The 18,641-nt window shown below is 73.2% G+C and carries 11 protein-coding genes; 9 read left to right on the plus strand and 2 right to left on the minus strand.

Annotation, left to right across the window (positions count from 1 at the left end; all coding sequences use genetic code 11):
* The first annotated feature begins 25 nt into the window (after positions 1–25).
* From ACWGJO_RS21100 to ACWGJO_RS21140, 9 genes are all read left to right on the plus strand, one after another.
* Positions 26–1,255, plus strand: coding sequence for a PLP-dependent aminotransferase family protein (locus ACWGJO_RS21100; protein WP_359909586.1), 1,230 nt, complete (start codon positions 26–28; stop codon positions 1,253–1,255).
* A gap of 294 nt (positions 1,256–1,549) precedes the next feature.
* Positions 1,550–4,120 carry a lantibiotic dehydratase gene (locus tag ACWGJO_RS21105; protein WP_452185804.1) on the plus strand — a complete coding sequence of 857 codons (2,571 nt, stop codon included), beginning with the start codon at positions 1,550–1,552 and terminating at the stop codon, positions 4,118–4,120.
* Positions 4,121–4,169: 49 nt separating this feature from the next.
* Positions 4,170–5,564: a B12-binding domain-containing radical SAM protein gene (locus ACWGJO_RS21110; protein WP_452185805.1), complete on the plus strand. Its 1,395-nt coding sequence runs from the start codon at positions 4,170–4,172 to the stop codon at positions 5,562–5,564.
* A gap of 1 nt (position 5,565) precedes the next feature.
* Positions 5,566–6,660, plus strand: coding sequence for an arginase family protein (locus ACWGJO_RS21115; protein WP_452185807.1), 1,095 nt, complete (start codon positions 5,566–5,568; stop codon positions 6,658–6,660).
* On the plus strand, positions 6,657–7,709 hold the full coding sequence (locus ACWGJO_RS21120) for a hypothetical protein (protein ID WP_452185808.1): 1,053 nt from the start codon (positions 6,657–6,659) through the stop codon (positions 7,707–7,709). Before ACWGJO_RS21115 ends, ACWGJO_RS21120 begins: the two co-directional genes overlap by 4 nt.
* A 57-nt stretch (positions 7,710–7,766) precedes the next feature.
* Positions 7,767–8,693: a PHP domain-containing protein gene (locus ACWGJO_RS21125; RefSeq protein WP_452185810.1), complete on the plus strand. Its 927-nt coding sequence runs from the start codon at positions 7,767–7,769 to the stop codon at positions 8,691–8,693.
* A 4-nt stretch (positions 8,694–8,697) separates the two neighbouring features.
* Positions 8,698–11,331, plus strand: coding sequence for a lantibiotic dehydratase (locus ACWGJO_RS21130; protein WP_452185812.1), 2,634 nt, complete (start codon positions 8,698–8,700; stop codon positions 11,329–11,331).
* Positions 11,328–12,599 carry an MFS transporter gene (locus ACWGJO_RS21135; RefSeq protein ID WP_452185814.1) on the plus strand — a complete coding sequence of 424 codons (1,272 nt, stop codon included), beginning with the start codon at positions 11,328–11,330 and terminating at the stop codon, positions 12,597–12,599. Before ACWGJO_RS21130 ends, ACWGJO_RS21135 begins: the two co-directional genes overlap by 4 nt.
* On the plus strand, positions 12,592–13,494 hold the full coding sequence (locus ACWGJO_RS21140) for a phosphotransferase family protein (RefSeq protein WP_452185816.1): 903 nt from the start codon (positions 12,592–12,594) through the stop codon (positions 13,492–13,494). Before ACWGJO_RS21135 ends, ACWGJO_RS21140 begins: the two co-directional genes overlap by 8 nt.
* A 104-nt stretch (positions 13,495–13,598) precedes the next feature.
* On the opposite strand, the gene ACWGJO_RS21145 is transcribed toward ACWGJO_RS21140, so the two are convergent.
* On the minus strand, positions 13,599–14,033 hold the full coding sequence (locus ACWGJO_RS21145; RefSeq protein WP_452185817.1) for a hypothetical protein: 435 nt from the start codon (positions 14,031–14,033) through the stop codon (positions 13,599–13,601).
* Positions 14,011–18,066, minus strand: coding sequence for a polymorphic toxin-type HINT domain-containing protein (locus ACWGJO_RS21150; protein WP_452185819.1), 4,056 nt, complete (start codon positions 18,064–18,066; stop codon positions 14,011–14,013). The genes ACWGJO_RS21145 and ACWGJO_RS21150 overlap by 23 nt, the downstream gene beginning before the upstream one ends.
* Positions 18,067–18,641: the final 575 nt, after the last annotated feature.

Here is an 18,641-nt window from a genome sequence, read left to right on the forward strand (position 1 = left end):
GCACACCTCCCTCGCCGACCCGGCGATGACCTCGATGAACCTGCTCAACGAGATCTCCATCCGCTACCCGGAGGCGGTCTCCTTCGCGGCCGGGCGCCCGGCCGAGCAGTTCTTCGAGCTGGACGCCGTCCACCGCCACCTGGACCGCTACCTCGACCACCTGCGCACCGAGCGCGGGCTGAGCGAGGAGGCGGCCCGCCGCCAGGTGCTCCAGTACGGGCGGACCAAGGGGATCATCCACGACCTGATCGCCACCCACCTCGCCACGGACGAGGGCATCGAGGTGCCCGCCGAGTCGATCGTGGTGACGGTGGGCTGCCAGGAGGCGATGTTCCTGGTGCTGCGGGCGCTGCGCCGCGGCCCCGAGGACGTGGTGCTGGCCGTCTCCCCCACCTACGTGGGCCTGACCGGCGCGGCGCTGCTCGCCGACCTGCCGGTGCGGGCGGTGGCCGACGGCCCGGACGGCGTGGACCTCGCCGACCTGCGCCGCCGGCTGGCCGCCGCCCGCGCCGAGGGCCTGCGCCCGCGGGCGCTGTACCTGGTGCCGGACGTGGCCAACCCGAGCGGGGCCAGCCTGCCGCTGGAGCTGCGCCGGGAGCTGCTGGCGCTGGCCGCCGAGGAGGACTTCCTGCTGCTGGAGGACAACCCGTACTGCGTCTTCGCCGGTGACGAGCGGCTGCCCTCGCTCAAGGCGCTGGACACCGAGCGGCGGGTGGTCCACCTCGGCTCCTTCGCCAAGACGGCCCTGCCCGGCGCCCGGGTCGGCTACGTGGTGGCGGACCAGCTGGTGGCGGACGGGCGGGGAGGCACCGAGCTGTTCGCCGACCTGCTCGGCATGATCAAGAGTATGACCACGGTGAACACCTCGCCGATCGCCCAGGCCGTGATCGGCGGCGCGCTGCTGGAGCACGGCCACAGCCTGCGGGCCGCCAACACCGAGGTGGCCGCGCTGTACCGGCGCAACCTCTCGCTGGTGCTGGAGGGCCTGGCCGAGCGCTTCCCGCCCGGCAGCGGGGTGACCTGGAACGAGCCGCGCGGCGGGTTCTTCCTGGTGCTCACGGTGCCGTGCGTGGTGGACGACGCGCTGCTGGAACGCTCGGCCTCGGAGTACGGGGTGATCTGGACCCCGATGTCGCACTTCTATCCGGGCGCGGGCGGGGAGCACCAGCTGCGGCTCTCCGTCAGCCAGGTCGACCCGGCCACCCTGGACCGGGGACTGGACGGGCTGGCCGCGCTGCTCGCCGCGCAGTCCTGACCCACCCGGAGGGGCGCCCCGCCCGGGGCGCCCCTCCGGCGCGTCCGGCCCCGGGGCCGAGGGCGCACGCCACGATCGGCCCGATGCCTGACCCGTCGTCAACTTCCGGACGAATGAGCCCCACCGAGGCCATCCCAATGGACCGGCCCTGCTGCACGACCTCGGGGTTTCGGCTGTCGACCGGTCAGTTCCGGCCGGAAACCGACGGGTTGACCACATCGTTATTGAAAGACCTCTCGACGTCTGGGTATGGTCACGAACTGTCGTGATCAAGTCAGCCATGAGGGGACGATCATGGACGAACCGAGGCAGCGCCCGGACACCGTGCAACCCGCACAGGGCGGCGGCCGGGGGTGGTCGCTCGCCCCGGTCGCGATGCTGCGCCACGCGGGCTACCCGCTCTCGCTACTGGACCGCGTCGTCGACCGTCCGACCGCCCGGGCCGCCGACACCGTCCTCGCCCTGCGGGACGAAGCCGTCGAACTGGGGCGGGAGTTGAAGGCCGCCCTGCGCGCGGAACAGGCCGGCACCCGGGGCGATCTCGCCTCCGGCGTCGGCATGCTCCGCCCCTTCCCGCCCGCCGACCTCGCCCGGCTCGAAGCCGAACTCGGCCCCGCCGCCCTGGACTCGGCCAAGCGCTACCAGGACGCGGTGCAGACCCTGGACAGCCACTGGAAGGCCTTCGAACAGGAGCACGGCGCCGCCCTCGCCCGGGCCCGCCGGACCGTCGTGGACCTGTTCCGCGAACCCTCCCTCCAGCAGGTCCTGCTGCTGTCCAACGACGCCCGCTTCGAGGAGTTCACCGCCTGGATCGCCGCCGGCGGCACCGGGTCGGACGGACACGTCAAGCGGATGACCGACCTGCTCGCCATGTACCTCCAGCGGGTCACCACCAAGAACGAGACCCACTCGCACTTCGGCCCCCTCGCCGTCGCCCGGGCGGCCCCCGAGGGCACCGCCGCCACCGGCATCACCTGGTCCACCGGCCCGCTGCGCCGGATCGCCCTGCTCAGCCACTGGGCGGGCGAGGCGATGGCCGAGGTCTTCAGCGCCCGGCCGGAGGCCTTCGAGACGGTGCGCCCCCGCCGGCGCCCGCTCGCCTTCGCCGACGGCCCCCTGGTCAGGCTGTACGCGTTCGAGTCCACCACCGGCATGCCGGACGGCTGGCGCTTCGTCGCCGTGAAGTCCGACACCTTCGACACCCACCGCTCCTGGCTCTGGGAGCGCTGCGACGGGGAACGCACGGTGGCGCGGCTGCGCGCCGCCTGGGCCGAACGCCCGGACCGCCCGGCCGACCTCGACTTCGACCACGTGCTCGCCGAACTCGTCGACCAGGACTGGCTGATCGGACGCTGGGAGATCCCGATCGGGTCCACCGACGTGCTGCGCTCGCTCGCCGGGCACCTCGCCGAGGACTCCCCCGACCTCGCCGTGGTGCGCCGCTTCGAGGACGGGCTGCGCCGCTTCGCCGAGGGCCCCACGGCACGGCGCGCGGCCCTGCTCGGCGAGCTCAAGGAGGCCTTCGAGGAGGTCACCGGATCGGCGGCCAACCGCTCCGAGGGCCGGCACTACGCCGACCGGAGCATCCTCTACGAGGAGGCGTACAGCCCGGTCGAGGACGTCGTCCTCGGCCCGGACGTCACCGGGCTGATCGGCCGTGAGCTGTCCGCGGTCTACGACCTGACCCTGCTCGTCCCCCGGCTGCGGATCCGCCGCGAACTGGAGGTCCTGCGGCACTGGACGGCACGGCGCTTCGGCCTCGGCACGCCCGTACCGCTGCCGGACTTCTACGCCGCCTTCTTCGCCGACAAGCCGCGCCTCGCCGCGCGGTGCGAGGAGGTGGACCGGGAGATCGAGGCACTCGACCGCGAGGTCGTCGCCCTGCTGCTGGACGGCGCCGAGGACGGCCGGCCCGAGAGCGTCGTCGACCGGGCCCGGCTGGAGGAGCTCCTCGCCCGCCACCCGGACACCCCGCCCGCGCTGTGCAACCCCGACGTGATGCTCGCCGCGCCGGACGCCGCCGCGATCGCCCGCGGCGACTTCCTCGCCGTCGTCGGCGACTGCCACGCCGTGCGCGAGGCGCTCACCCACTCCAGCTTCGCCCCGATGCTCCAGGCCGAGGCGCCGGAGCTGCTGGACGAGATCCACACCCGGTACCGGGAACTGCTCGACGAGGACGAGGTGCTGGTCGACCTCTCCCGCTCGCACCCCGACAAGACCGGCGCCCAACTCACCTACCCCTGCCCGGACCTGGAGGTGTACGGGCTCTCCCCGAAGGCCCGCGGCGACGTCCTGCGGCCCGACCGGCTGTACCTGGTGGCCACCGCCGACCGGATGGAGCTGCGCGCCCACGGCCTGGCGGGCCGGCTGAAGCTGCTCGCCCCGCTGGCCGGCGGCCCCGGCATCCGCCAGGACCCGCTCTCCCCGTTCGCCTTCCCCCGGCACTTCGGCGGGGTCGGCATCCGCGACCGGGACCGCGACCACGTGCCCCGCATCCGCTGCGGCCGGATCGTGCTGCACCGGGAACGCTGGCGCATCCCCGCCGAGGCGCTGCGCGGCTGGAGCCCCGGCGTCCACCGGTCCAAGGGCGACGCCCCCGAGTTCGCCGCCGCCCGCAGGCTCCGCCGCGACCTCGGCCTGCCGCGCCACGGCTTCCTGAAGATCCCCGGCGAGCCGAAACCGGTCTACGTCGACTGGGAGTCCCCCCTCATCGTCCGGCAGGTCCTCCGGCTCGCCCGGAGGACGGCCGTCCCCCTGGAGTTCAGCGAAATGCTCCCCGCCCCGGAGCACCTCTGGCTCGACATCGACGGAGAACGTCACACCAGCGAGCTGCGTTGTGCGGTCTTCTCGCGCCGGTCCCACTGAGTGCTCCACGTCGAGGACCCCACGCCCTCACCGACCGAAGGCACCGCTCATGACCAAGAGCTGCATCGTCCAGTTGCCCTTCCCCTCCAGCCACGACCCCGACCCGAACCTGTCGCGCTACTACGACGACTACGACCGGCGCTTCCGGGCCCTGCTGCCCGAGTACTTCATCCCGACCGACGGCCTGTGGGAGATGCCGCTGTGGGTCGCCCACCTGACCGCCCTGCTGAACACCGCGGGGCTCGACTCCGTCTTCCGCGACCTGTCCAGGACCCCGGCCGAGCCGGAGAACTGCGCCGAACCGCTGCTGGACGCGACCGCCCCCGGTGACCTGGTCCTGATGTCCCCGCTCGCCCAGAACCTCCGCCTCGCCCTGGAGGTGGCCAAGCGGCTGGAGCACGCCGGCCGGCGCGTCGTCCTCGGCGGGAACATGGCCCCGCTCGCCCCGGACGGCGCCGTGCACGCCGTGCACCGCGGCCAGCTCGACGCCGGCTTCGTGCGCCGCCTCGTCGAACTCGCCTCCGGCTCCGGCGGCAGCCTGGAGAAGCCCCTGCTGCCCGGCCTGGTCTCCGACCGGATCACCTGGGCACCGGACTACCGCCACCTCGGCGGCTACCACGGCCGGGTCCCGCTGCTGCGGCTCAACGCCAGCCACGGCTGCCTGTACCAGTGCTCGTTCTGCGGCGACGCCTGGAGCAAGCAGCTCACCCTGGTCGCCAAGGACGCGCTCGCCCGGGAAGTGGACGAGCTGACCACCCGGTTCCCCGACACCCGGCTCTTCTACATCGGCGACAAGACCTTCGGCCAGTCCCGCGAGGCCGTCGGCAACCTGCTGGACGTCTTCCGCGACCGCCCCGGCTACCGCTTCATCGTGCAGACCCACGTGATGCAGGTGAAGGAGTGGATCGTCGAGGCCATGCTCGAACTCGGCGTCGTCGCCGTGGAGCTCGGCTTCGAGTCGGCCGACTCGCAGATGCTGAAGCGGCTCAACAAGCTCTCCCGCGGCCTGGACGACTACACTTCGAAGATCCGTCAACTCAGCGACGCCGGGCTGAAGATCGTCCTCAACATGATGGGCGGCCTCGACGAGGAGACGGAGGCCGCGCACGGCCAGACCGTCGCCTGGATGCGGGAGAACGAATCGGCGCTGTGGCTCTTCAACCTGTACAACTTCGTGCCGTACCCGCTCACCCCGGACTTCCCCAGGCTGCGCGAGCGCATCTTCAACTGGGACTTCGCCGACTGGCGGGAGGACGCCCCGGTCGTCTACCGGCCCCGGCACCTGTCCCCCGAGGCCAGCTGGGACCTGTTCCAGGAGAAGATCGCCGCCGCGCACGACGTCATCCGTGCCCCGCTGCCCGTCGCCGCGCCCACCCCGCCCGCCGCGCCCACCGCACCCACGGCGCCCGGCGTGCCCGCCGCGTCCGCCGTGCAGGAGGACTGACATGACCGAGCTCCCCGACTTCGAAGCGCTCCGGAACAGCGTCAAGCCCGAGGACTTCGAGCAGGACCCGCTGCCGGGCTGGGCCGGCGTCGGCACCCTGTTCGGCGCCCCCACCACCACCGCCGAGCAGGTGGACGTCGGCGAGACGGGCTGGGTGGTGTCCGGCGTGCCCTACGACGCCACCGCCAGCTCCCGCCCGGGCGCCGCGGAGGGGCCGCGGGCGATCCGCCAGGCCAGCCTGGTCTTCTCCAGCTACCTCACCAGCCTCGGCCAGTGGCGGATGCTGGACACCCGCACCGGGCAGACCTTCCGCTACCACGCGCCCAGCGTCGCGGACGCCGGAGACCTGCACATCTACCCGACCGACACGGTGAAGACCTTCCAGGCCGTCGCCGCCGAGAGCCGCCGCCTGAGCTGCAACGCCCCGCGCCTGATCTTCCTCAACGGCGACCACTCCTGCACCTTCCCCACCTTCGCCGGCTTCCGCGCCGGACGGCTCGACCGCGGCGCCGGCCGGGTGGGGTTCATCAACATCGACCACCACTTCGACTTCGGCAACTGGAGCGCCCTGCACGGTCCGCTGTACCACGGCTCCAACTCCCGCCGGATCAGCGAGATCCCGCGGATGCGACCGGAGGACATCGCCTTCGTCGGCGTCGGGGACGTCACCAAGTACGACCAGTTCCGCGGCCTGCTCGACAGCGGCTTCCACGTCGTACCCGGCTCCTCCATCACCCGGGACGGCGCCGCCGCGGCCCTGCGCCCGGTGATCGAGGACCTCGGCTCGCGCTGCGACACCGTCTACGTCTCCCTCGACATCGACGTGCTCGACAGCGCCGCCGCGACCGGCACCGGGCACGTCACCATGGGCGGCATCGGCATCGGCGACCTCCTCGACGTCTACGAGGAGCTGCGGGCGCTGCCCGTCGGCGCCGTCGACATCGCCGAGATCGCGCCCCGCTACGACCCGTCCGGCGGCACCGCGCAGATCGCCGCCCGACTGCTCTTCGAGTTCCTGTTCCGCACCGACGTGGCCCCGGCCGAACTCGCGCCCTGGGCCCCCGGCACCCCCTCCGCACCCCAGGAGCACCGGTGAGATTCACCTCCCACGAAGCACGGTTCGACTGCACCCCGCTGCTCTCCGACGCCCCCGCCGAGCGCGAGCGGGCGCTGGACGCCCTCGCCGCCGAGGCGGTCGAGGTCATCCACCGGACCGGCTGGGCGGTCTTCCGGATCGGCCGGCTGCGGCTCGGGGTCGAGGACAGCCGGCGGCTGTCCACCTCCATCGTCGAACGCGTCCGCACCACGCTGATCGCCCGCGGCGCCCCCGCCCGGATGCGGCTGGAGGTCGACCGGACGCAGCAGACCCACGTGCCCGAGGGCTTCACCACCCGGACCCTGCTGCCCCACCACGACGGCCAGCACTGCTCGTACCTGACGCCCAGTCTCCAGGACGACCCCGACTGGGACCCGGCCCGGCGCACCTACGGCGACTCCGGGTACACCACCACCCCCGCGCACAAGATGTACCAGGGCATCTTCCTGCCCGAGGTCGGCGAGGGGCTGAGCGTCACCACGTACTACGACTGGCTCGGCGTGATCGACGACGTGCTGGAGCGGCGCGGCATCGACCGGGGGCCGGACGCCGCGGCCACGGCGGCGCGCTGGCTCGGCGACAACCTGGCCCGCGGCCTGGAGCGCCAGCCGGAACACGGCTGCGCCTACCCCTCGGTGGGCGCCATGCTCGGACTGGAGGAGCCGCTCTGGCACGGCCTGTCCTTCCACCACGGCGAGGCCGTGCTGACCAAGGAGGAGCGCCGACGCTTCCCCGCCGCCGTGCCGCTGGCCCACGGCTGTCCGTGCGGCGAGTGCCGCGGCGAGGCGACCCGGCTCTTCTGCCACCAGGTGCTCATGGCCACCGGCCTGACCTGGACGCGGTTCCGCCGCCGCTGGGAGGTGCTCGCCCCGGGCGAGCACTGCGACCTGCTGCTCGGCCACAACCTGACCATGCTGCACGGCGGCCTGGCCGGCGGCGCGGGGCGGATCATCGAGCCGCTCTGCCTCGTCGTGGACGACCCGTCCGGCCCCGAGTACGAGCGCTGGCTGGCCGCCTCCTGGCGGCGCACCCTGCCCGGAGCCCGCTGATGCGAGGGGCCTGCTGATGCGGATCCAGCCGATGCGGGGGGCCTGCTGATGCGGGGCGTGCCCGCCACCCTGGCCACCCCGGTCGACCTGCACCTGCACACCCGGCACTCGGACGGCGACGAGGCGCCGGCCGAACTGGCCCGGCGGTGCGTCGAGGCCGGCCTGCGGGTGGCCGCCGTGACGGACCACAACACCCTCGCGGGCGTCGCCGCCTTCGAGCGGGCCGCCGGCGGGCGCCTCACCGTGGTACCGGCCTGCGAGATCACCACCAGCTGGCGCGGCGAGGAGACCCACTGCCTGGCCTACTTCGTCGACCCCGGCGACGAACCGTTCCGGCAGCGGATCGGGCGCGTCCACGACGCCGAACTGGCCTGGTGGCGCACCTGGACCGACCGGGCGCAGGCCCTCGGGGTGCCGCTCGCCCGGGCCGACGTCGAGCGGCGCCTCGGCGGCGACCGGGTCGCCTACGTCAACGACTACCTGGCCCTGCTGCTGGAGGCCGCCGAGGGCGATCCCCGGTTCGCCCCGTACCGCGAGGGCGGCGACCGCTTCGCCCGGCTCGTCGCCGACTGGTGCCGGCCCGGCCGGCCGCTGCACGTCGAACACCCGGTCAACCCCGACCTGGTGGAGGTGCTGTCCTGGATCGAGCAGGCCGGCGGGGTCGCCGTCCTCGCCCACCCCGGCCCGCTCACCGCCGGCCTGGACACCCCGCAGTGCGCGGCGCTGCTGGAGCCGCTGCGCGCGGCCGGCCTGGCCGGGCTGGAGGTGTGGACCAGCTGGCACACCCCGGCCGACAGCGCCCGGCTCGCCGCGGCGGCCGGGCGGCTCGGCCTGGTCGCCACCGCCGGGTCCGACTACCACGGGGTGCGGGTCAAGCCCTGGGCGCCGAGCCCCGGCCTGCTGCCCGCGCTCCCCACCGACCCGCTCGCCGTCCTGGACGCCCTGCACGACCGGCGTCCGCCCGTCCACTCGACTCCCAGGTGAGGCTGTGACCACCGTCAACGACCCCCGGACCACCACCGCCGAGCCCGGTGCGCGCGTCGCCTGGCAGCTCGCGCCGGTCGTCGTGCTCCGCCAGGCCGGCTTCCCGATGGAGCTGCTCGCCCCCCTGGCGGACCCGGCCGCCGCCGAGGAGGCCCGCGAACTCGTCGCCCACGGGCAGCGGTTGAAGGCACTGGCCGAGGAGTTCAAGGCCGCCCTGCGCCGGCACCCGGTGCCCGGCGCCGCCCGGCTCTCCTCCCCGGCCGGCTTCCTGCTGCCCGTCCCCGAGCCCGCGCTCGCCGAGGCGGCCGCCGCCGTACCCGCCGAGGCGGCCGCCACCCTGCGCGGCTACCAGGACGCCGCCCGGCACTTCGCCGAGGAGCAGACCCGCTTCGCCGCCCGGCACCAGGACCGCCTCGACCGGGCCGGGGCCGCCGTGGTCGAGGCCTTCGGCGACGAACGCCTGCGGCAGGTCCTGCTGCTCTCCAACGACTCCGCCTACCCCACCTTCGCCGCCTGGCTCGACGGCCACGACGGCACGACCGGCCGGCGCACCCGCAAGATGACCGACCTGCTCACCATGTACCTCCAACGGGTCACCACCAAGAACGAGACCCACTCGCACTTCGGCCCCTTCACTCCCGGCCGCCTCGGCACCGCCCCCGGCATCACCTGGACCGGCGAGCGGGAGCTGGAACGGCACGCGCTGTTCAGCCACTGGGCCGCCGAGAAGCTCGCCCAGAGCGCCGCCGCCGTCCCCGGCCTGCTCGACCACGCCCGGCCCCGGCGCCGCCCGCTGTCCTTCCTGCGGGACGGCCGGATCGACCTGTACGCCTTCACCACCCGCGACGGCCTCGACACCGACTGGGACTTCCAGCACCTCGGCGGGCGGCCGGTGGAACCGTACGAGGCCTGGCTGTGGCAGCACTGCGACGGCGAACGCACCCTGCGCGAACTGCGGCAGGCCTGGCAGGACGAGCCGCCCGGCCCCGTCCCCTTCGACACGGCCCTCGCCGAACTCGCCGACCGCGAATGGGTGGTCGTCGAGTTCGAGATCCCGATCGGCGACCACCGGCCGCTGGCCGCCCTGCGCGAGCAACTGCTCGCCGCCCCCGCCGAACCGGCCGCCCCGCTGCTCGCCGCGATCGACGGCTTCGAGGCGGACCTGACCCGCTTCGCCAGGCTGCCGCTGCCCGAGCGCGCGGCCGCGCTCGCCGCCGGCAAGGCCCGGTTCGAGCAGCTGACCGGCGGCCCCGCCAACCGCAACAGCGGCCTGCACTACGCCGACCGCAGCATCCTGTTCGAGGAGGCCCGCGGCCGGCCCGCCGACCTGACCGTCGGCCCGGACCTCGCCCGCTTCATCACCGACGAGCTGTCCATCGTGTACGAGACCGTGCTGGCCGGCCCGCGCCTGCGGATGCGGCGCGAACTGGTCATCCTCACCCGGTGGGTGGCCGAGCGCTTCGGCCCCGGGGTGGAGATCCCGCTGGACGTGCTCTACGCCGAGTTCTTCCGCGACCGGGACGCCATCGCCCGCGAGTGCCTCGCCGTCGAGGCCGAACTCGCCGAACTGGACCGGGCGATCGGCGCCGCCCTGCTCGGCGGGGCCGCGACCGACCCGGACCGCTCCGAGGTCGTGGTGGACCGGGACCGGATGGCGGCCGTCCTCGCCGGCCGGCCCAGCAGCCCGCCGGCCGTCTGCGACCCGGACGTCCTGTTCGCCGCCGCCAGCCGGGAGGACCTGGCCGAGGGCCGGTTCACCGCCGTCATCGGCGACTGCCACGCGGTGCGGGAGGTCATCACCCACACCAGCTTCGGCCCGCTGATCCAGGAACACACCCCCGAACTGCTCTCCGAGGTGTACCGCGGCTACCAGTCCCTGCTCGCGGACGACGAGGTCCTCGCCAACCTCTCCCGCGGCCACCCCGACAAGTCCTCCACCCAACTCGTCTACCCCTGCCACGACCTGGAGGTCTACGGCCGCTCCGCGCAAACCCGCGACCGGGTCCTGCAGCCCTCCCAGCTCTACCTGGTGCTGCGCGGCGACCGGCTGGAACTGCGCGCCCGCGGCGTCGAGGGCCGGCTGCGGCTGATGGCACCCCCGGCCGGCGGCCCGAGCATCCGGCAGGACCCGCTCTCCCCGTTCGCCTTCCCCCGCCACTTCGGCGGCGCCGGACTGAACGCCCCCCACCTCGCGCACATCCCGCGCATCCGCTGCGGCCGCGTCGTACTGCAGCGCGAGACCTGGCGCATCCCCGCCGAGCGGCTGCGCGACACCACCGCCCTCGGCCGGCCGACCGGCCGGGACGACGCCGCCCGGTTCGTCGCCGCCTGCCGGCTGCGCGCCGAACACCGGCTGCCCCGGCACGTCTTCGTCAAGGTCCCCGGCGAACCGAAACCGGTCTACGTCGACTGGGAGTCCCCCCTGCTGGTACGGCAGTTGGGCCGGCTGGCCGCCAGGGCCGAAGGCACCCTGGAGATCTCCGAAATGCTGCCCGCCCCCGACCAGCGCTGGCTGGAGGTGGACGGCCACCGGTACACCAGCGAACTGCGCTGCGCCGTCTTCTCCGCGGGGGACGGCGCCGGCGCCCGGGACAGCGCGCCCGCCGGGCCGGAATCCCTCCCGGAGCCGCGCGGGTGAGCACCGACACCGCTGTCCGTCCCGCCTCCGGCTACCACCGGGTCATCGGCGCCGCGGCCTCCTCCGCGATCGGCGACGGCATGCGCTTCGCCGCGCTGCCGCTGCTGTCCACCGCGGTGCTGCACGACGCCTTCCAGGTGTCCGCCGTCACCGCCGCGACCACGCTGCCCTGGCTGCTGTTCGCCCTGCCCGCCGGGGCCTACGCCGACCGCTTCGAACGCCGCCTGCTGATGGTCCTCGCCGACCTGCTGCGCGCGGCGGTGCTGGTCCTCGCCGTCGTGCTGCTCGCCGCCGACCGGCTGACCTTCTGGCCCCTGCTCACCGCCGCCTTCCTGCTGGGCGTCGGCGAGGTGCTGTTCGACTGCGCGTCCTTCGCCCTGCTGCCGAGCGTCGTCCCCGAGGAACGCCTGGAGTCGGCGAACGGCCGGCTCTTCGCCGTCCAGACGATCGGCCGCGACCTGCTCGGACAGGTCGTCGGCGGCGTGCTGTTCACCGTGGGCCGGGCCGTTCCGCTGCTGATCGACGCGGTCTCCTTCCTGGTCTCCGCGGTGCTGCTGCGCGGCATCCGCGGACCCGCCCCGGACCCCGAATCCGGATCCGAACCCGGATCGCCTGCGGAGAAGCCCCGCCCCCGCCTGCTGGCGGACATCCGCGAGGGCGTCGCCTTCGTCCTGCGCGATCCGCTGCTGCGCGCCCTGACCGTCTCCGCCGGTGTCATCAACGCCGTCTACCTGGGCCAGATTGCCGTCTTCGTCATCCTGGTGCACGACGTGCTGGGGCTTCCGGACTCCGCGTACGGAGCACTGCTGGCCGCCGGGGCCATCGGCGGCGTGATCGGCAGCACGGTCGCGAGCCGGCTGTCCACGGCGATCGGCCGGGTCCCCGCACTGGTCGGCGGCCTGGCCACGATGGGCCTCGCCGGCCTGGCGGTGGGGGCGACCGACCGGGTGTGGGCGGTGTCCGCCGCCTACTGCGCCACCGGCTTCGCCCTGATGGTCTGGAACGTCGTCGCCGTCTCGCTGCGCCAGACGATCATCCCGGACCGGATGCTCGGCCGGGCCACCGGCGTCTACCGGCTGTTCGCCTGGGGCACGATGCCCCTCGGCGCGCTGGTCTTCGGCCGGGTGAGCGCCTCCGCCGGGCCGCGCGCCGCCTTCGCCCTCGGCGGCGTGGTCACCCTGCTGACCTGCCTGCCGATCGCCTACGCCCTGCTGAAGGACAGCAGGGCGACCGACCGTCGCAAGACTCCGAGGATGCGCAATGAGTGAGCGTTTCGCCGTACTGGACCGACTGGCCGAACAGTGGGGCCTGAGCGGCCTCGAACTCGTCGGCAAGGGACTGGAGTTCACCGTCTTCCGGGCCCTGGACCGGGACGGCGCGCCGGTCGCCGTACGGCTCGCGCACCGGCGGTTCGACTCCAACGCCAACGACCCGTACGTGGACACCCGCGCCCTGCTCGTCCAGGAGCACGCCATCGCCCGGCACCTCGCCGAGCGCGGCCTGCCCGTCGCCCGGGCCCGGGAACTGGTCCTCGCCGACGACCCGAACTCCCCCGACGTGCTGCTCTCCGACTACGTCGACGACGACGGCTCACCGCTCGACTCCCACACCCTCGGGCAACTCCTCGCCCAGCTGCACCAGGTGACGCCACCGAGGCTGCACCCAGTAGCCGCCGAGGGCGGCAGCACGGTCGACGTCCTCACCACCCGGATAGGCCGCCGCTGGGCCGAACTCGCCCGCCGCGTCGACGACCTGCCCGAGCCCCCGGCCGCCGACCTCCTGGCCCGCCACCTCTCCTCCCTCACCGGGACCAGCCTGCTCCACCTCGACGTCCGCAGCTCCAACATCCGCCGCAGCCGGGGCCGCACCACCGCCCTCCTCGACTGGTCCAACGCGCTGCTCGGCACCCCCGCCCTGGAGTTCGGCCGCCTCGCCGAGTACGCCCGCTACCCGGAGAACGACCTCGACCTGGCCGCCCTGCGCGCCGGCTACGCCACCGTCGCCCCCGTCCCCGACGAGGACGACCCCTGCCTCCTCGCCTGCCGCCTGGACGCCGCCCTGATGCTCGCCCTGGTCTTCCTCTCCGAAGCCCCCGACCCCACCCGCGGCCCCACCGCCGCCACCCACGCCCGCGACCTGGCGCTGCGCCTCACCCACCCGTAACCGCCGGCCGCGACGCCGAACGCTCGGCCGGGACACCCGGCCGAGCGCTTTCCCCGGTCCGCACACAAAGGGCCCCGCCGGAGTTGCTCCGGCGGGGCCCTTCGCTACCCTCTGAGTATCAGCACGGAATCCGGGCTCTGGATTCCGGTGACGTCACGCTCCGAGCCTCTGGGGTGTGACCAAACACTGTAGCTGAGGCACGCCACGAGGCCGTCGATGCCACCCGATTTCAGTGCCAGGCAGCGAACCCGCGAGGACTGGGATTCCCGCACTTCGGAGATTCCCAGAATCTCTTCGATCTGCGCCGGCTCCGCACTGGCGAGCGTGAGCGGCCGATAGACGGACCTCAATTTCATTCCCACGACGCCGTAGAACGTCATCTCGATGAAATCGCGCGCCGAGGAGGGCCCGACGCTTCGCAGCTTGAGCTCCGAATGACTGGAGCCGTACCGCCACAGCTGGAACTCCCCGTCGAAGAGGACGGGCAGGCTCGCAACCGGCTTCGGCAGCTCCTCGTCAGCCGGCAAGTGGGTTGTCATCCAGGCGTTTCCCTCCCTTGTAGAAGATCACGCGCGACCACGAACTCGGATTGTCCTGAATGTAGGCCAACTCCCAGCCGGTCGAGTGACCGTCGAAGATCGGATCCGTCCCCCTGCCGATACGGGCGGCTTCCTTCGCGTTGTCGATGCCATCCAGATTGAAGTGGATCTTCGTCTTTCCGTCATCGACAAAGGCCTTGAACTCGCTGACCCACCTGTCACCGCCAGAGGGCCAATCGTGGTAAGACTTGGCGCCGACCTTACTGGCGAACAGCTGCAGGAACATCGGTTCGTCATCAAAGCTGCTGAGACCGAGTGCGATCTCCCCGCAATTGGAATTGTGAACCAGCACGGGGGTCCGGCCCGCCAGCACATAGTACGTGTGGAGGCCGTCGACGGTGAGGTTGTAGGCGGGCTGGAGGGTGCTCCAGTGCCGGACGCTCTCGATCGGCCGGGGCTGTCCGGCCGGGTCGCGCAGTGCGTCGCCGGTCCTGAGGTCGGCGGCGTCGGTCCACTGCTTCCGGTTCTCGGACCAGAAGGGGTGGTGGTCGGTGCTGGTCAGCGACTGTCCGACACCGAGGGAGATGTCGGTGAAGTCGCGGTCGTCCGGGGTGTAGATGGTGGCCGAGACCTCACGCGGTCCGGTCAGCCCGGTCGTGGGGTCGGTGGCGAGGACCTCGTCGCCGATCCTGACGGTCTCGATGGCACGGGCGGATCCGTCGCCCATCAGGACGCGGGTGCCGGCGGGGAAGCTGTTCAGCGGGCACGAGGGAGGAAGCCGCGTGACGAGCTTCTTGATGAACTCGACGGCCTTCTCGCCCCAGGAGCCGAACTTCTTGGCCCACTGGGCGAGCTTGGCGACGGCGGCACCGTCACCGATGAAGGGGATCGCGCCGATGCAGGAGGTGACCGCGTCGGTGGTGCGGCCCTCGACCGCGTAGTAGGCGCAGTTGACGAGGTCCGCGATGTCGGCGAGGCCCGGGGCGATGACGCCGCCGGCGCCGCCGATGACGTCGAGGGTGAGGTGGATGCTCTCGGAGAAGAGGTGGTAGAGGTAGCTGACGTTCTCGCTGTCCTCCTTCGCCTTCTTGATCTCCTCCTCGATCGCCGCGATCGAGTCCTGCTTCTCCTTGGCGGCCTGGGCCTGCTTCTCGGCCTCCTTGCGCTCGGCTTCGAGCTTGGCGAGCCGGGCCTTCTCCTCGGCGTCCCGCCGCGTCTCGTAGGTCGCGTGGGCGTCATCGGCGGCGGCCTGGGCGGCCGTCGCGTCCTTGCCGGCCGCCTCCGCCGAAGCCCGGGCGGCACTCGCGGACTCGTTGGCGTCCGCTGCGGACCATCGGGCCTGCCGGGCCGACTGTTCGGCCCTGTTGGCGGAGTAGACGGCGCTGGCGGCGTCGCGGTTGGCGGAGGCCTTGGCGGCATTGGCGCTCTTGGCGGAGGCGGCTGCCCTGGTGGCGGAGGCCTGAGCGGCATCGGCGGCGGCCTGGGCCTTGGTGACCTGGTCCGCGGCGGTGGCGGCCGAGGCGTCGGCCGAGGCCTGATAGCCCTTGGCCTCCTCGGCGGCGCTGCGGGCGGTGGCGGCGGCGGCCTGGGCCGTGGCCGCGTTCTTCTGGGCCGTCGCGGCGTTGGCGGTGGCTTCGGCGATCAGGCCCTTGACGTCGGCGACGTGGACGGCGGTGAGCCGGTCCTTCTGCTGGGCGGTGAACTGGCCCCGGGCCACGAAGGTGCGCAGGTCCTGGACGGGGCCTTCGAGGGCCACCTTGGCCGCGGCCCTGAGCTCGGGCTCGGTGTCCGGGGCGTCCTCCAGCCGGACCGCGGTCAGCCGGTCGTCGGCGGCCTGGGCGTCCGACAGGCCCTTGCCGAGGAAGTCCCGCAGCGCGGCGGGGGTGTTGACCCGCAGCGCGGCGTCGGCGGCGGCCTTGACGGCCGGGCCGGCGTTGTCGCTGATGCGGGTGATCGTCAGCCGGTTGTCCGGCGCCGCGGCCTCGTCCCGGCCACTGGTCACGAACGCGGCGACCTGGGTGGCGTTGCCCTGCAGGGCGGTGTAGGCGGCGGTACGGACCGCGTCATTGTCCGAATCCGTGTAGAGCGCGGTGGCACTCTGCCGCGTATCGCGTTCCTCAGCCGCCCGACGTCCGCTCTTGAGGTAGGCGAACACGGCGGTGTCGTTGCCGGTGAGAGCGGATTCGGCCGCTGCGGCTCCCCACTCTCCGGAGATCTTGCGGGAGATGAGGGCGAGCTTGCGGCCGTCGGTGGCGACCTGCGCCGGCGTGGCGCCGGGCTGGTTGGCCAGCTGGGCCAGGCGGTCGGCCTCGGCCTTCGCCTTCTGGACGTCCTGGGCGGCCTGGTCGGTCTGCGCCTGCTTGTCCGCCAGGTCGGCCTTGTCCTTGCGGGCCTTCTCCACCGCTGCCGCGGTGCGGTTGGCCAGGTCCTCGGCCTCGGTGCGACGGGTCAGGTCCTGGAGGGCGTTTGCCCTGTCAACCGCGGTCTGGGCGTCCGCGGCGAAGCCGGAGGCGGCGTTCGCGTGGTCGGTCGCCTCCTGGGCGGCGTTGGCGCTCTGGCCGGCGTGGTCGGCGGCGTCCCGGGCGGCCTGCGCCGCCGCGGCGGCGTGGGAGGCCGCGGACGCCAGCAGCGTCTTGGCGTTCTCGGCCTGTGTGGCGGCCTCGCCGGCCAGTTGCTGGGAGGCGGCGGCGGCACGGCCGGCCTCGGCGGCCGAGCGGCGCGTCGCCGCCGCGGCCTGCTTGGCCTTGGCAGACTGCCCGCCGGCGCTGTCCGCGTAGGCACCGGCCTGCTCGGCCGAACCCGCCGCGGAATCCGCGTTGCCCTTGGCGCTCAGCGCGGCACCCGCCGCGTCCTTGCTGCTCTTGGCGGCCTCGTTCGCCTTGACGAGCGTGGCGTTCGCGTCCGCGGCGATCTTGGATGCCGCGTCGGCGGCGTCCGCCGCCACCCGCGCCTCGTGCGCCTTGGTCTCGTCACCGGCCGCAGCGGCAGCCGCCGTCCGCGCGTTCGCCGCGGCCCGCTGGGCCCCGGCCGCGGCGGCCGCCGCGTTCGACGCCGCGACGGCGGCAGCCCGCGCACCCGCGTTGGCCGCACGGGCGGCCGTCATCGCCGTCTGCGCCGCCGCACCCGCACGCTCGGCCGCACTCGCGGCCCTGTTCGCCGCCTCCGTGGCCTTGGCCGTGTCATTGCCGGCCTGCTGCGTCTCGGCCGCGGCCCTCGCCGCATCCGCCTTGGCCAGCTCCGAATTGTGGACCGCCTGGTCCTTGGCCTCGATCGCCGCGGCCGTCTCCTGCGCCGCCTGCGCGCTCGCGTCCTTGGCCTGCTGCGCCAGCTGCGCGATGCTCGCGCGCTCCAGGTCACGGCTCTGCGCGATGTACCGGCCGGTCGCCAGGAACTCGCGCACGTCCTGGATCGAGCCGTTCAGCGCGATCCGCGCCGCCGCCTGGACGTTGGGCCCACCGGAACTCAGGATCTGGACCAGCTTGACCCGGTCGTCGGCGTCCTTCGCCGCGAACTGGCCATCCGTCAGGAACTGCTGCAGATCGTTGCTGGTGTTGCTGCGCAGCGCGGCATCACCCGCGGCCTGCAGGCTGCGTCCGGCACCCATCGCGGGGTCGGTCAGCCGGGTGATCCACAGCCGCCGGTCCGCGTCGAGCGCCGCCTGCCAGCCGCCCTCCAGGAAGGCGCGCAGCTCGGCGGCGGTGCCGTCGATGGCCCTGTCGGCCGCCTCACGGACCTTCGGCCCGCCCACGCTGGAGATCTGCGTCGCGGCGAGCAGGTCGTCCGCGCGTCGGGCACCGGCGAACTCGTTGTCGACGAACTGCTTCACGCTCTGATCGGAGCCGGTCAGTGCGGCCTCTGCGAGCGCATGGAGCCGGGGACCACCGTTGAGCCACGCCTGCACGGCGCGGCCACGATCGTTCAGTCGGGTCGACTCGTCGACCGGCCCGGTGGCGGCGCCGGCGCTCGGGACGCCCGCCCCCACCAGCCCCGCCGTGAGCGCGAGCGGCAACAGCCCCAGGGAGAGCCTGCCCAACAGCGGCGGCCCTCCCCTCCCTCGCCGTCGTGAGCGGGATATCGATTGGCGCACGGGAAACCTCCACTGTCGACATCGGCCGTATCCCGGCCGCGGCGGAGCCACGATAAATGACGTCACATCAGAGCGTCCACGAATTCTGGGAGTTGCCGGGCAAAGCGAGCGCAATGAAACACCCGACGGCGAGCATAGCCAAGCAAATACAGCCGCATCGCCTACAAGCACCCAATGACCTTGAAAGCGTGACATCTTGCCTGGCCAGTCGCCGAAAGCGGTTGTCCGGGCACCGGCCCGTCTGGTTCGATGGACCGGATTCCGCCTGCGGCTCCAACATCTGTGGCTCAGTCAATTCGTGTCATTCGCACCGACAATGACGTCGCGCCACGCCCGTTTGGTTCGCCCACCATTCAGGCCGGTCACCCGATTCCGAAGATCTGCCCATCAGGGCAACGCGAGATGAACGAAAAGGATTAGGCATGTCAAAGCGCATGTCCCGCTGGCTCGTTGGCGGTGCCGTCGCCGCGGCCGCCACGCTCGGCGTCACGGCGATCGCCTCCGCCGACGGCACCCCGGCG

The sequence above is a fragment of the Kitasatospora sp. NPDC054795 genome, assembly GCF_053611565.1.